Origin of the sequence: Acetobacter aceti NBRC 14818 (assembly GCF_000193495.2) — a bacterium.
Taxonomy (GTDB): Bacteria; Pseudomonadota; Alphaproteobacteria; order Acetobacterales; family Acetobacteraceae; genus Acetobacter; species Acetobacter aceti.
Map to the genome: position 1 here is coordinate 2,594,005 of NZ_AP023410.1, position 13,995 is coordinate 2,607,999.

Annotated in this window: 10 protein-coding genes and 1 pseudogene; 8 read left to right on the forward strand and 3 right to left on the reverse strand. The window is 59.1% G+C overall.

The window, feature by feature from the left end:
* The first annotated feature begins 19 nt into the window (after positions 1 to 19).
* The gene (locus EMQ_RS11955; protein ID WP_018307944.1) at positions 20 to 2,923 is read left to right on the forward strand and encodes a DUF1156 domain-containing protein; all 2,904 of its coding nucleotides are present in this window, start codon (positions 20 to 22) and stop codon (positions 2,921 to 2,923) included.
* Between the two features lie 20 nt (positions 2,924 to 2,943).
* On the forward strand, positions 2,944 to 6,270 hold the full coding sequence (locus EMQ_RS11960; RefSeq protein ID WP_010666859.1) for a DUF499 domain-containing protein: 3,327 nt from the start codon (positions 2,944 to 2,946) through the stop codon (positions 6,268 to 6,270).
* Positions 6,271 to 6,542: 272 nt separating this feature from the next.
* On the opposite strand, the gene EMQ_RS11965 is transcribed toward EMQ_RS11960, so the two are convergent.
* The 3 genes and pseudogenes from EMQ_RS11965 to EMQ_RS11975 all read right to left on the reverse strand — a co-directional run bounded on the left by EMQ_RS11965 (position 6,543) and on the right by EMQ_RS11975 (position 8,770).
* Entirely contained in the window at positions 6,543 to 7,676 is a 1,134-nt protein-coding gene (locus EMQ_RS11965) for a hypothetical protein (RefSeq protein ID WP_018307943.1), read from the reverse strand.
* The gene (locus EMQ_RS11970) at positions 7,673 to 8,194 is read right to left on the reverse strand and encodes a DUF4365 domain-containing protein (RefSeq protein WP_010666614.1); all 522 of its coding nucleotides are present in this window, start codon (positions 8,192 to 8,194) and stop codon (positions 7,673 to 7,675) included. The genes EMQ_RS11965 and EMQ_RS11970 overlap by 4 nt, the downstream gene beginning before the upstream one ends.
* A 306-nt stretch (positions 8,195 to 8,500) precedes the next feature.
* A pseudogene (locus EMQ_RS11975) lies at positions 8,501 to 8,770 on the reverse strand (HU family DNA-binding protein).
* 214 nt (positions 8,771 to 8,984) lie between these two features.
* Between EMQ_RS11975 and trbB the strand changes: the two are divergent.
* The 6 genes from trbB to trbK-alt are packed head-to-tail and all read left to right on the forward strand — an operon-like array spanning position 8,985 to position 13,991.
* Positions 8,985 to 9,953, forward strand: a complete 969-nt coding sequence (gene trbB / locus EMQ_RS11980) for a P-type conjugative transfer ATPase TrbB (protein WP_018307942.1) — start codon at positions 8,985 to 8,987, stop codon at positions 9,951 to 9,953.
* Complete coding sequence (locus EMQ_RS11985; RefSeq protein ID WP_018307941.1) at positions 9,950 to 10,276, forward strand: TrbC/VirB2 family protein; 327 nt, start codon at positions 9,950 to 9,952, stop codon at positions 10,274 to 10,276. The genes trbB and EMQ_RS11985 overlap by 4 nt, the downstream gene beginning before the upstream one ends.
* Positions 10,276 to 10,542 carry a VirB3 family type IV secretion system protein gene (locus EMQ_RS11990; protein WP_010668870.1) on the forward strand — a complete coding sequence of 89 codons (267 nt, stop codon included), beginning with the start codon at positions 10,276 to 10,278 and terminating at the stop codon, positions 10,540 to 10,542. Before EMQ_RS11985 ends, EMQ_RS11990 begins: the two co-directional genes overlap by 1 nt.
* Before the next feature lie 7 nt (positions 10,543 to 10,549).
* Entirely contained in the window at positions 10,550 to 12,976 is a 2,427-nt protein-coding gene (gene trbE / locus EMQ_RS11995; protein ID WP_018307940.1) for a conjugal transfer protein TrbE, read from the forward strand.
* Positions 12,973 to 13,719: a P-type conjugative transfer protein TrbJ gene (gene trbJ, locus EMQ_RS12000; protein ID WP_010668678.1), complete on the forward strand. Its 747-nt coding sequence runs from the start codon at positions 12,973 to 12,975 to the stop codon at positions 13,717 to 13,719. Before trbE ends, trbJ begins: the two co-directional genes overlap by 4 nt.
* Positions 13,719 to 13,991: a putative entry exclusion protein TrbK-alt gene (gene trbK-alt, locus EMQ_RS12005; RefSeq protein ID WP_018307939.1), complete on the forward strand. Its 273-nt coding sequence runs from the start codon at positions 13,719 to 13,721 to the stop codon at positions 13,989 to 13,991. Before trbJ ends, trbK-alt begins: the two co-directional genes overlap by 1 nt.
* The last annotated feature ends 4 nt before the right edge of the window (positions 13,992 to 13,995 follow it).

Consider the following 13,995-nt stretch of genomic DNA (forward strand, 5'->3'; position numbering starts at 1 on the left):
TACGTGAAGAAAGTTTTCCATGTCCACCTCGACCCGACCTAACCCCACTATTCGACGCAAACTGATCGAGGTGTCACTTCCTCTGGATGACATCGGTGCGGCTTCCAAAAAACAGAAAGCTCCGAAAGGCTACCCAACATCGCTTCATAAATATTGGGCACAGCGTCCTCTTGCCGCCTGTCGCGCCGTGCTGTTCGCGCAACTGGTGGACGATCCTTCCGCATGGCCCGACCGCTTTCCGACAGAGGAGGCGCAGGAAGCCGAACGCAACCGGCTCCATGACGTCATCCGCGCGATGGTTCCGTGGGAAGCAAGTGGCAACGAGACGATCCTGAATGCCGCACGCTGGGAAATCGCCCGTTCTGTTGCATGGAACATCGGGGAGGAAGCACCACCTCGCGAAGACGGTGAGGCCATCCTACGCTACCTTCAGGAGAAGGCCCCGCCCGTCTATGACCCGTTCTCCGGCGGCGGCTCCATCCCGCTGGAAGCACAACGCCTCGGCCTGCGTGCCTATGGCTCGGATCTCAACCCTGTCGCTGTTCTGATCGGCAAGGCGCTGGTCGAGATACCCCCCAAATTCGTGGGGCAGGCCCCCGTCAATCCTGACGCGAGAGCAGAGGCTGCTCGTGGTGGGGCGTGGCAGGGACGCGGCGCACAGGGACTGGCCGAAGATGTGCGCTATTACGGCAAATGGATGCGCGACGAGGCGGAAAAGCGCATTGGCCATCTCTACCCGAAAGCGACCCTACCTGATGGATCGGAGGCGACTATTATCGCCTGGCTCTGGGCGCGCACGGTCCGTAGTCCTGACCCGGCGGCGAAAGGCGCGATGGTGCCGATGGTCTCTTCCTTCATGCTGTCCACCAAAGCAGGAAAGAAGGCATGGGCAGAGATCGTCCATGATGCGACCGCGCCTGACGGTTGGCGTTTCGAAGTCAGGACTGGGGATCTGTCGGCAAAAGATGAAGCCCGCCTCAAGAAGGGAACGATTGGGCGCAGCGGCGGCGGAGTATGCGCTCTAACGGGGAGCGCTATGCCGTTTTCCTACATTCGCCAACAAGGTAAAGGCGCTGGACTGAGTAACCGTCTAATGGCCATAGTGGCTGAAGGGAAAAAAGGACGCATTTATCTCTCCCCAACAGCGGACCAGGTGGCCATCGCTGATCGTGCCCAACCGCAATGGGTGCCTGACGGAGAATTACCCAATAATCCAAGAGATTTTAAGACACCTAATTACGGCCTAAAGACTTTCGCATCCCTCTTCACTCCGCGCCAGCTTGTTGCACTAACCACATTTTCCGATCTCGTCGCCGAAGCACGCGAGAAAGTGCTACAGGACGCCGTTGCCGCCGGTCGTTCAACTGATTCAACCCCGCTTCATGAAGGGGGCATCGGAGCGACTGCCTATGCTGATGCTGTGGCGACTTATCTAGGGTTCATGGTCGATCGTGCTTCTGATTACGGAAGTGAAATCTCCACGTGGTTAACAGACGATAACGCAATACGCGGCACGTTCGGTCGACAAGCCATCCCGATGACGTGGGATTTTTGTGAGGCAAACTATTTTGGAAAGTCCAGCGCGGATTTGAATACGATATCAAAGGTTATTTCTGAGGTTGTTTTTGGCTTACCGGCAAATTCGGATTCTTTTGTTTTTCAGAGAGATATTTCATCAAAAGAAGGGTATAAGAAATCCTACATAATAAATACGGACCCTCCTTATTACGACAACATCGGATATGCAGATCTTTCAGATTTTTTCTATGTGTGGATGAAGAAGTCTCTTCAAGATGTCTGGCCGGAACTCTTTCGTCGTCTTTCGACGCCGAAAGGCAGTGAGTTGATAGCTACGCCCTACCGTCACAGCGGTAGCAAAGAAAAAGCTGAAAAATTCTTTATGCAGGGGATGAAGTCTGCACTTGTTTCTATGAGAGACGCTGCACTTCAGACTGAACCCCTTGTCATCTATTATGCCTTCAAGCAATCTGAAGTAGCAAAAGAAGGGACGACGTCAGCCGGTTGGGCGTCATTTCTTCAAGGTATTTGCGATTCTGGTTTAATGATTGATGGTACGTGGCCTGTACGAACCGAAAGTTCCGGAAGATTGATTGGTAAGGGTTCAAACGCTCTTGCGTCTTCCATCGTCCTCGTTTGTCGCTCGCGTCCGGAAACATCCGAGACGGTCACCCGGTCCGACTTCCTCCGAACACTTCGGCGCGAACTTCCTGCTGCGCGCGAGCGTCTGCGTGTCGATGGTGTCTCACCGGTCGATATGCCACAGTCCATCATCGGTCCGGGAATGGGGGTCTTCACCCGTTACGCCAGTGTGCTTGAAGACGATGACAGCGTCATGAGCGTGCGTACGGCCCTGACGCTCATCAACCGCGTCTGGGAGGAAATCGAGAATGCACTGGATGCCGAATTCGATCCCGAGACACAGGTAGCGCTGGCCTGGTACGCTTCGCACGGTTTCGACACGCGACCTTCCGGCGAACTCATCACATTGGCCAATGCCAAGAATATCTCATTGTCTTCGCTCTTCCAGTCCGAGGTGTTTCTTGATCGGCGCGGCAAGGCGCAACTAACACCGCGTGAAAACCTTCCAGCAGGCTGGTCACCACAGACAGACGGAACGCTGACTGTCTGGGAGTGTGTTCAGCACGTTGCCCGCACGCTGGAGGCCACAGAAGGTGGTCAGGAGGCGGCAGCCCGTCTCGTCGCAGGTATGGGCGGAAAGACAGAAGCGGCACGAGCGCTGGCCTACCGCCTCTTCCAGATCGCCACGGACAAGGGGTGGCCCGCTGAGGCGCTGGTTTATAATGCGCTGGCCGAGGAATGGCCGACCCTTGAGAGGCTGGCATCGGAAATCCCCGATCCTGTTGCATCACCCGTGGCGGAAGAAACGCCGCGTCTGCTCTGAGCCTTGTGAAGGAGGACATCATGTCTGACGAACAGAAAGAAACCCTGCTTCGCGTTCAGAACGGGCTTTATCACCTGCAACGTGGCCTTTACCCCTTCGTCGAGCAGCACATGACGAACAGGCATGGTGCGAAATGGTTGCATTATGCCAGCCGTGCCGCCGGTTCCGGCCCGAATGACGGGTTGGATGCGTATGGGCTGGTTAAGACCATGCTGGATAACTGGCGCGAGGTGTTTGACGAGGCTTTCCCGTTCCGTGAGAAGCACAACGCACGCCGCTATGCGTCCGCCGCCCTGATGGCGCGGAATGCCGTCTCGCATAATGTCGGCTCTCTCCCGGATAGCGATGCGCTCAGTTACCTTGATCAGATTCTACGTCTTCTGAAAGTGACGCAGGCCCCGTCCGGGGATGTTGAAGCTGTGCAGAAGCTCTATGATGAGCAGCGCCGTTCCGGAATTGTGCCGGAAACCACTCCTGTGCAGGCTTCCGCGTCGGCTCCGGTCCCGGCTAACGAGGAAATAGCCTTTCCCGCTCCGGCTGAGGGCAAGCGCCTTACGCCGTGGGTCGATGTAGCACTCCCTCATCCGGATGTGCTGGCCAACCGCTTTCGCCAGTCTGAATTCGCTGCCGACCTTGGCGCTGTCGATGCGGGAGATGCTGCGGAGATCAGCGAGGATTACGCGACGCCGCTTGGGTTTTTCCGCATTACCTTCATGACGGAGGGGCTGCGCCGTGTGTTGTTCTCCGTAATGCAGCGTCTCGTGGGACAGGGCGGCGATCCGGTCATCGGGCTTCAGACAAGCTTCGGTGGCGGCAAGACGCACACAATGCTGGCGATCTACCATCTCGCAAGGGCACTGGCTGAAGGACATAAGCCGGAAGATCTGGCTGGGATCGGGGAAATTGCCGAATCCCTGCGTGGTGTTGTGTGGCCGAAACCGGCTCGGGCGGTATTTGTCGGCTCGTCGAAGGGACCGGATGTCCCGCTGACACGCGGCAAGGAACCTGTCATCCGCACGCTCTGGGGATACCTCGCCTGGCGTCTTGCCGGAGAAGCCGGTCTGGCTCTCATGCGGGAAGCCGAAGCAGCCTGGACCAATCCCGGAGCCGATCTGCTTGTCGATCTGTTCCGTCTGAGCGGGCCATCTGTCATTCTGATTGATGAACTCACTATGTTTGCCCGGCAGTTACCTGACGGGCGTTTCGAGGCTCTGCTGTCCTTCATTCAGTCTCTGACTGAAGCGGCTGCCCGCACCCGCGATATCGTGGTCGTGGGGTCGTTGCCGGAGAGCCGAGCCGAAGCTGGCGGAGAAAAAGGAGCTGCCGCCCTGCTGCGGCTGGAGAAGGTGTTCGGACGCGTTCAGAGTGCCTGGCTGCCGGCATCGGGCGACGAGACGTACGAGATCGTGCGGCGACGTCTGTTTCAGCCCTTGGACTCTGAAGGAGAAAAGGTCCGGGACGCCACAGTTGCAGCCTTCGCGCGGATGTATCGGGAGAATAAAGCTGAATTTCCGCCAGAGGTTCATGAGGCCCGTTACGCTGAGCTGCTGAAGCTCGCTTATCCGATTCATCCGGAATTGTTCGGCAGACTGTCCCGCAACTGGGCGACGCTAGAGAAATTCCAGAGAACGCGCGGTGTTCTCCAGTTCATGGCGGGCGTGATCGGCATTTTGTGGAAGGAGCGCACGCCCGATCCACTGATTACCCCGGCCCGTGTCCCGGTCGGACATGAACGGGTTCGTGTCAGCGTGCTCTATCCTCTTGATCCTGCCTTTGGTGCTGTTGTGGACGCGGAAGTGGATGGAGAGGGCTCCCTCTCGTCCCGCATGGAAGCCAACCCACAGCGAAGGATTACCCAGGCGCGTGCGGCGACACGCGTCGCCCGCTCGATCTTTCTGTGTTCAGCACCTACGGTCGGGTTGCCGAACGCGGGCGTCTCCGGCCCTTCAATCCGCCTTGCCTGTGCCGAACCGGGAGATCAGCTTGCTGTCTTCGGTGAGGCGCTGCGAGAACTTTCTGAACGGGCAACGTATCTATACGACGAGGCCGGTCGCTACTGGTTTGCGACGCAGCCAACATTAAACCGCCTGGCCGATGACCGGGCACAGGCGCTCCCTACGCATGAGGTGGATGACTGGATCGTAAGCCGACTGCGGGAGGATACGAAGCACAAAGAGCATTTTGCACGCGTGTACACAGCGCTTGACGAGCCAAGTGCAATGGACGAGACGCGGAATCTGTCTCTTGTCGTATTAGGAACCGCCTATGGTCATCTGGGGCGAGGTATTACTGAATCGGCTGCGGTCATGGCTGTGCAGGACGTGCTTTTGCGATGCAGAACGACACAGCGGCATTTTCGAAACACGCTGATTTTTGTTGCTCCTGACGAAAGCGAACTCGCTAAGACACGGGACGTGGCTGCCAGGGCGATTGCCTGGCAGTCCATCGTTAAAGACGATGTTGTGACTGCACAACTTACGAAAGCCCAGATAGACGATGCAACATTAAAATCGAAACAGCATAAGGATGCGGCCGAGCGCGCGATCCGTACAGCGTGGTGTCATGTTTTCTATCCGATCAGCGGTGACGTTGCAGGACAGGCGTTCAAACTCGAACAGCAGGTTCTTGCCAATCGGGGCGACAAGCCAGTGGCCCTCGCGGTCTATGACCGGCTGAAGCCCGGTGGTGAAGGGATCATCAAGGAAAAACTTGGCGCTGAAAATTTCCGTGTCGTGCTGCAGGGCATCTGGCCTGACGACCGATCTTGGCTTTCCGTCGCCGAAATCATCGACTGGTTCGCGACCTTCGTCTATCTGCCGAAATTGCGTGATGGTGTCGTGCTGGAACAGGCCATTGCGGATTCAGTATCTCGAATGGGAGCGGCATTCGGTTTCGCAGATCGGTGGGATGAGGAGAAGAAACGGTTCATAAATCTTGTGTTTGAAAGAACCTTGACCGTCCCGGCTCGGGATGGCGTGCTTGTTCGTGCCGAGGAAGCACGGCAGCAGAACGACGCCGAACTTCCCCCGCCGAGTTCTTTGCCTGCGCCGAATTCAGACGGCAAGCCACCAACAATTTCTGGGACTGGGCATACCACGTCGGCTTCTAAGCAAACGCGACCTACGCGGTTTTATGGAAGTGTCACGCTGGATACACTTCGGACGGTGAGGAACGTCGAAACGATACTGACGTCAGTCGTTGCTGAATTACAGCGCACGCCGGGAGTGCGTGTTACGTTGACGCTGGACGTTGAAGCCGAAAGCGATCATGGCTTTGACCCTGAAGATATCAGCGTCGTTCGTGACAATACTATACAACTCAAATTCAAATCCATGGGGTTTGAATAAGGTGGGCCAGACCATTCGGCCATAGATAATCCAAATGGCATTATCTTGTGGGCTGGGAGTACATTTGTGCGGAATGGTCGGATGCAGTTTGGGAAGTGAAAAATTGGTGGAAAACTAATTTCAAGAGCCATCGCGTTGTTGATACCAATTCAACCTCGCTCGAACTCACCGAGTGCGCTCTCTTCTTCGGAACCAGACCGAGATCCGTGCATTCTGGATGAAAACTGGCGTGAGTTCGAGTGAAGCGAAATTGGTATGAGATTATGCTGCTATTAAAATGTCATAACTTTGAAATTCTCAACCTGATCAAGGCGCCATGAACGGCCAACACGAACTAGCATCCCAGATGCGGACACAGGCTTTCCGGACCTGTGAGCCTCGACTGCCTCAGCGTAGTCAGCGTTTGGGAGCATGACCTTTACGTGCAGCAGTGTATTGTCATCACTTGCCCAATTGATCTCTATTTCTTTGGGCGCAGTATCTTCCGATAGGTCGGCAGGATTACCGTCCGTTTCCACTCTTCGAACACGCCCAAAAACCTGCACGGGGCGGGGTTTTTCATCGACGCGCATGGACTTGGCCGCTACCCTTAAAAGTTCAATATTCTTATATTCGATGAAGAATATCGACTTAGATGTAATGCGCTTCGACCGCCACTCCGGCGAGAGATTTATTCCAATGACCATTTTTGAAACGTCTGTTTCCTCGATCATATCTGCCATCGCATCGCACATGTTGGCGCTAAAACCGTCCTGACATTCTGCAATAACGCTTGGGTTCTGCGTCTCAACTGCTTCTTCATAGGCGGCAAGACCCAGTGTAATGCGTTCAACGATACGTCGACCTAGAGGCAAATTGTCACTTATAATATCTAGCGTTGGCATTTCATTTAGGCCAACGAAGGATTCAATCAAAAATCCAAAGCTTCCCCTGAACGTATGTCCGAACCGGCATTGTTCAGCATACTCCATTGCTTCCTTTCGAGTCCGTTTGGAATGCCGTTCCCCCGTCAGTTCTGTGGTGGCAGACGACGCAAGGAATCCCCGCATTTGATTGATATACTGTGATGCGGTTCTTAATTGAATCGTATCATTTAGAACGTACTCGTTCGGGATCTTGCTTGTAATCTGATCATATGACAGCGATTTTATATCATTGCTAACATCAGAAATCTCGCGGTCGTAAAATTCAGAAATAGTTTTTAGGGCAAAGAAGACCTCTTTCCTTTTTATTTCTTTACTTGCCAGCTTTTCAAAAAATATTTCTACGGTGTCAGGCGCATCGTCCTTAAAGAACACTCTATTGAACTTATGGCCGAAATCACCCGCGCTCCACCCCACATGTTGAAGATAGCGCATAATCAACCGAGGTTCGATGTCGAACTGAGGATCGTCAATGTCAGTCATGACGCTGCCCTCGCTTTTCGCTCACGTTCGTTGGCCAACAGTCCAATCAGAGCATCTGGTGTAAGGACATTTGTACGGTCGATCAAAATTTTTTTATTTGAGCCCTCGTGGGCGACAGGATCTCCAGATAGGACAGTGTAATAGCAACAACGTTGCATCCTAATATATTCTTCACATACCTCGACCCATTTGGCCGGATCGTCTGGAACACAGAGTAAAATCAGAACAGCGCCAATTCCTTCAGGATCCCGGGTAACTAAATCGTTATAGGTCTTGGTCTCGATGCTGTAGGCCACTTGTTTCGCTTCATGGCTCCAGTTTTTTGTGCATTTGAGCTGAAAATCAACTGGGAATCCGGATTCTACCCTCCGTTTTCCGCGAATTATTACGGGACGAAAGGTTCCATCAAATCCATAGTCGAATTCTCGACCAACGTGCAGATTTACACCAGCAGAACCCGCTATGGCATGAATAAAAGATCGACTCAGGCTCTCCTGTATATGCTGCTGAGTTATCATCTCTTTTCGCCACTGCTCCGTTCGACTGCACATGCAATTTATAAACGGCTTTTAGGATAATGGTCCATCCACACGGACATGCCTGCCAGACTGCACGCTTCACACCGTCCTCTTACTGCCTCCTTGACCTCAGGATGGACAGTCGACTTGCTGTTTGACGCGGCGGATGGGTTTTGAAACAGCTGTGGCCATTATCTGCAATGGAAGTCGTCGTGCTCTATGTTCAACATAAGGTTGAAGCCGTCAGTCTCCTGCTGTGAGCCCCAAATTATCATCGGGCAGCCACTGAATGGGGCATCCAATTGATCAGATCGTCTTCTTCAGAACCGGACTAGCCTTGAAGCGCCCGGTCTTGCCTGCCTTGACCTTCACCGGCTCCCCGGTGCGGGGATTGAGCGCCTTACGCGCCTTGGTCTTGTGGACGGAAAACGTCCCGAAAGACGGCAGCGTGAACCCGCCCTCCTGCTTCAGCTAGGCGACAATAGCTCCGACCAGGTCATCAGCGGCCTTGGTGGCTGCAACGCCGGTGCAGTCGAGGGAATCCTGAAGAACAGCGGCAATGAAGGCTTTGCTCATGCGGGCGCAGGTCCGTGTCGTGGTCGATTCCAGAAAATGGTAGCAGCGCCCTGTCGCCCCGTCACCGCCGAAACGGCAACATACCCCTATGCAAGTTCTTCTATCCCAGCGCCCCATGGTCCCAGAGACTTGTTGCGCTGGCGTGTTCATGCCTCTTTCTAATCGATTCCGCTGATCCATCGCCTCCCTCTGGAGGCTAATCGCGGGGTTCCCGGTGTCTATCGCTCCCTTCCGTTCCGAAGCTGTCGCCCGAGGCACGCGCATGCTGCGCACCGCCCTAGGTTCGGCCATCGCCGGGCATCTCGACGATCCGTCGATCGTCGAGGTGATGCTCAATCCCGATGGCCGTCTGTGGATCGACCGGCTGGCCGGCGGCATGGAGGACACCGGCGCGCGGATCGGGCCGGCCGACGCCGAGCGCATCATCCGCCTGGTTGCCCATCATGTCGGGGTCGAGGTGCATCCCGCCAGCCCGCGCGTCTCCGCCGAATTGCCGGGTAGCGGGGAGCGGTTCGAGGGGCTGGTGCCCCCGGTGGTGGCAGCACCCTGCTTTGCCATCCGGCGCCCAGCCGTCGCGGTATTTTTGCTCGACGATTACGTGACCGCCGGCATCATGACCGCCGCACAGGCCGAATTTCTGCGCCGCGCAGTTGCGGAGCGGCAGAACATCCTGGTCGCTGGTGGCACCTCCACCGGCAAGACCACGCTGGTCAATGCCCTGCTGGCCGAGATCTCGCAAACTGGCGACCGGGTGGTGCTGATCGAGGACACCCGCGAACTGCAATGCGCGGCCCCCAATCTGGTGGCCCTGCGCACAAAAGATGGTGCCGCCTCGCTCTCCGACCTGGTGCGCTCCTCGCTGCGCCTGCGCCCCGACCGTATTCCGATCGGCGAGGTACGTGGCGCCGAGGCGCTCGACCTGCTCAAGGCCTGGGGCACCGGCCATCCCGGCGGCGTCGGCACCCTGCATGCCGGTTCGGCGATCGGTGCCCTGCGCCGGCTGGAGCAGTTGATCCAGGAAGCCGTCGTCACCGTGCCGCGCGCCCTGATCGCCGAGACCATCGACGTGCTCGCGGTACTGTCCGGGCGCGGCAGCGCACGGCGGCTGGCCGAACTCGCCACCGTCCAGGGCCTGAGCCCAGAGGGCGATTACATCCTCACACTCGCCGGAGATCCGTCATGACCCACATGATCGCCCTGCGTCGCCGCTTTGCTGTAGCCGGCGCGACCCTCTCGCTCGCCCTGCTGTCGGCCCCGGCCTATGCCGCCGGTTCGAGCATGCCGTGGGAGGAGCCGCTCAACCAGATCCTGGAAAGTGTGCAGGGGCCGGTCGCCAAGATCATCTCGGTGATCATCATCACCGTGACCGGTCTGACCCTGGCTTTTGGCGAGACCTCGGGCGGCTTCCGCCGCCTGATCCAGATCGTCTTCGGCCTGTCGATCGCCTTTGCCGCCTCCAGTTTTTTTCTGTCCTTCTTCTCCTTCTCGGGCGGGGCGCTGATCTGATGGAGCCGGACGCCATTCCCGGCTTCACCGCCCCGGTGCATCGCGCGCTGATCGAGCCGATCCTGCTCGGCGGGGCGCCGCGCACGGTGGCGATCGTCAACGGCACGCTGGCGGCGGCAATCGGGCTCGGGCTGCGGCTATGGATTGCGGGTGGGCTCTTCTGGCTGGTCGGCCATCTCGCCGCCGTCTGGGCCGCCAAGCGCGATCCCGCCTTCGTCGACGTGGTACGCCGTCACCTGCGCTATCCCACCCATCTGGTCGGGTGAGGGCGCCATGCTGAACCTCGCCGAATACCGCCATCGCCGTGACCGGCTGGCCGATTTCCTGCCCTGGGCAGCTCTGGTCGCCAAAGGTGTGGTGCTGAACAAGGATGGCGCCTTCCAGCGCACCGCGCGCTTTCGCGGCCCGGACCTGGACTCCTCGACCGCGTCCGAACTGGTCGCGATCACGTCGCGGCTGAACAACGCCCTGCGCCGTCTCGGCTCCGGCTGGGCCATTTTCGTTGAAGCGCAGCGCCGCCAGGCGCGGGGCTATCCTTCCAGCCCGTTCCCAGATCCAGCCTCCGAACTGGTCGACGCCGAACGCCGGGCGCAGTTCGAGGAAGAGGGGGCGCATTATGAAAGCCGTTATTTCCTCACCCTGGTCTGGCTACCGCCGGCGGACGACGCCGCCCGCGCGGAGGCCTGGCTCTACGAGAACCGCGCCCGTGGCGGCTCCGACTGGCAGGCCGTGGTCGCGGGTTTCATCGACCAGACCGATCGGGTGCTGGCCCTGCTCGATGGCTTCATGCCCGAGGCAGACTGGCTCGATGACGGCGAAACCCTGACCTATCTCCATTCCTGCGTCTCGACGCGGATGCAGCGGGTTCGGGTGCCCGAGATCCCGATGCACCTCGATGCCATCCTGGTCGACGAGGAACTGACCGGCGGCCTGGAGCCCCGATTGGGCGACGCCCATCTGCGCACGCTCACCGTCACCGGCTTTCCCACCCAGACCTGGCCGGGGCTGCTGGACGAGCTGAACCGGCTGGCCTTTCCCTATCGCTGGTCGACGCGGGCGATCTGTCTCGACCGCACCGACGCGACGAAAGTGGTAGGCCGGATCCGACGGCAATGGTTCGCCAAGCGCAAGTCGATCATGGCCATCCTCAAGGAGGTGATGACCAACGAGGCCTCGGTGCTGCTGGATTCCGACGCCGCCAACAAGGCCGCCGACGCCGATGCGGCCTTGCAGGAACTCGGAACCGACCAGGTCGGACAGGCCTATGTCACCGCTACCGTCACGGTGTGGGACGAGGATCCGACCGTCGCCGCCGATCGGCTGCGGCTGGTGGAAAAGACCATCCAGGGCCGCGACTTCACCTGCATGCGCGAGAGCGTCAATGCGCTCGAAGCCTGGTTTGGCAGCCTGCCGGGGCACGTCTACGCCAATGTCCGCCAGCCCTGTGTCTCGACCCTGAACCTCGCCCATATGATCCCGCTCTCCGCAGTGTGGGCGGGGCCGGAGCGGGACGGGCATTTCGCGGCACCACCGCTATTCTATGCCCGCACCGAGGGCTCGACCCCGTTCTGCTTCGCACTCCACGTCGGCGATGTCGGGCACACGCTGATCGCCGGGCCGACCGGCGCCGGCAAGTCCGTGCTGCTGGCTTTCATGGCGATGCAGTTCCGCCGCTATGCCGGTGCCCGGATCTTCGCCTTCGATTTCGGTGGCTCGATCCGCGCAGCAACGCTGGCGATGGGTGGCGACTGGCACGATCTCGGCGGTGCGCTGGCGCAGGACATGAGCGACCCCGTAGCCTTGCAGCCGCTGGCGCGGATCGACGAGCCGGGCGAGCGGGCCTGGGCGGCGGAATGGGTGGCGACGCTGCTAGAGCGCGAGGGCGTCACGGTTGCGCCCGACCTCAAGGAGTATCTGTGGTCGGCGTTGACCTCGCTGGCTTCGGCGCCGGTCGCGGAACGGACACTCACCGGTCTGTCGGCGCTGCTCCAGTCGCTGGCGCTGAAGCAGGCATTGCAACCCTATTGTGTGGGCGGCCCGTGGGGCAGCCTGCTTGACGCCGAACATGAGCGGCTTGGCGTCGCCGATATCCAGGCCTTCGAGATCGAGGGGCTGATCGGCTCGGGTGCCGCGTCCGCCGTGTTGTCCTATCTGTTTCATCGCATAGAGGATCGGTTCGATGGCAGCCCGGCGCTGCTGATCATCGACGAGGGCTGGCTGGCGCTGGATGATCGCGCTTTTGCCGGGCAGCTCCGGGAATGGCTGAAGACGCTGCGCAAGAAGAACGCCTCCGTCATCTTCGCTACCCAGTCGCTGGCCGATATCGACGCCAGCCCCATCGCGCCGGCGCTGATCGAAAGCTGCCCGACACGAGTGTTCCTGCCCAATGACCGGGCGCTGGAGCCGCAGATCACCGCGATCTATCGCCGTTTCGGTCTGAACGACCGCCAGATAGAGATCCTCAGCCGGGCGACGCCCAAGCGCGACTATTACTGCCAGTCCCGTCGCGGCAACCGACTGTTCGATCTCGGCCTCTCCGAGGTGGCGCTGGCCTTCACCGCCGCATCCTCGCCCGACGACCAGGCCGCCATCGACCGGATCTTCGCCCGGCATGGGCGCGACGGGTTTGCGGCTGCCTGGCTGGCACACAAGGGTGTCGAATGGGCGGTGGAGATGCTCAGTTCGGGAGAAGGTTCATGAAAAATAGGCTGACTGCGAAATCGGCTTCCCTGTTCGGCGCTGTTTTGGTGCTGTCGCTTGCCCTAAGCGCACCGGCCCATGCGCAATGGGCAGTCTATGACGCGGCCAATCATGTGCAGAATGTTCTCACCGCCGCCCGGGAATTGCAGCAGGTCAACCAGCAGGCGCAGAGCCTGCTCAATGAGGCGACCATGCTGGAGAACCAGGCCCGCAATCTCGCCACTCTGCCATTCTCAGTGTTGGCGCCGCTGGAACAGTCGCTCGCCCAGACGCAACAGATCGTCGGTCAGGCACAGGGGCTTTCCTATAATCTGAGCAACATTGATCAGGCGTTTTCGCAGACCTATCCGCAGGCGCTGGGTAGTCCGACTTCAGCGGCGCAGATGACCGTCGACGCCCAGACGCGATGGCAGAACGCGCGGGACGGATATCAGGACGGGCTGCGTGTGCAGACCGGCGCGGTGCAGAATCTCGATGCCACCAGAAGCCAGATCGACAGTCTGGTCACGTCGAGCCAGTCCGCGAGCGGCGCCCTGCAGGCCGCGCAATCAGGCAACCAGCTCTCAGCCCTCCAGACGCGCCAGCTTGCCGACCTCACCGCTGTCATCACCGCGCTGGGCCGCGCCCAGGCGCTGGACGGCGCGCGTCAGGTCGAGAGCGAGGAGCAGGGCAGGGCGCAACTGGCGAATTTCCTCAATTATGGTGCCGGCTATACCCCCGGAACCGCGCAGATGTTCCACTGATGCGCGCGCCGCGCCTCTCCCCGCCGCTCGTCTTCCGGCTCGTTGCCGTCGGGCTGGTCGTGCTGATCCTGGTTGCCGCTAGCCTGCATCTCCGGCACCTCCCCCGTGACGTCGGCGTGCCCGATCTCGGGCCGCCGGGATCGCGTGATCGGTTGGCCACCGGTCTGGCGCGTTGTCAGGCGCTCGGCATGAAGGCCGATGGCGATCCGGCTTGTACTGCGATCTGGGCCGAGAACCGCAAGCGCTTCTTCTCCCCCGACGCGGCACGGTGACGCC

Bases quoted from the DNA above. Each gene is read 5' to 3' on its own strand.
- EMQ_RS11955 (WP_018307944.1), top strand. From the start codon at position 20: ATGTCCACCTCGACCCGACCTAACCCCACTATTCGACGCAAACTGATC.
- EMQ_RS11960 (WP_010666859.1), top strand. From the start codon at position 2,944: ATGTCTGACGAACAGAAAGAAACCCTGCTTCGCGTTCAGAACGGGCTT.
- EMQ_RS11965 (WP_018307943.1), bottom strand. From the start codon at position 7,676: ATGACTGACATTGACGATCCTCAGTTCGACATCGAACCTCGGTTGATT.
- EMQ_RS11970 (WP_010666614.1), bottom strand. From the start codon at position 8,194: ATGATAACTCAGCAGCATATACAGGAGAGCCTGAGTCGATCTTTTATT.
- EMQ_RS11985 (WP_018307941.1), top strand. From the start codon at position 9,950: ATGACCCACATGATCGCCCTGCGTCGCCGCTTTGCTGTAGCCGGCGCG.
- EMQ_RS11990 (WP_010668870.1), top strand. From the start codon at position 10,276: ATGGAGCCGGACGCCATTCCCGGCTTCACCGCCCCGGTGCATCGCGCG.
- trbE (WP_018307940.1), top strand. From the start codon at position 10,550: ATGCTGAACCTCGCCGAATACCGCCATCGCCGTGACCGGCTGGCCGAT.
- trbJ (WP_010668678.1), top strand. From the start codon at position 12,973: ATGAAAAATAGGCTGACTGCGAAATCGGCTTCCCTGTTCGGCGCTGTT.
- trbK-alt (WP_018307939.1), top strand. From the start codon at position 13,719: ATGCGCGCGCCGCGCCTCTCCCCGCCGCTCGTCTTCCGGCTCGTTGCC.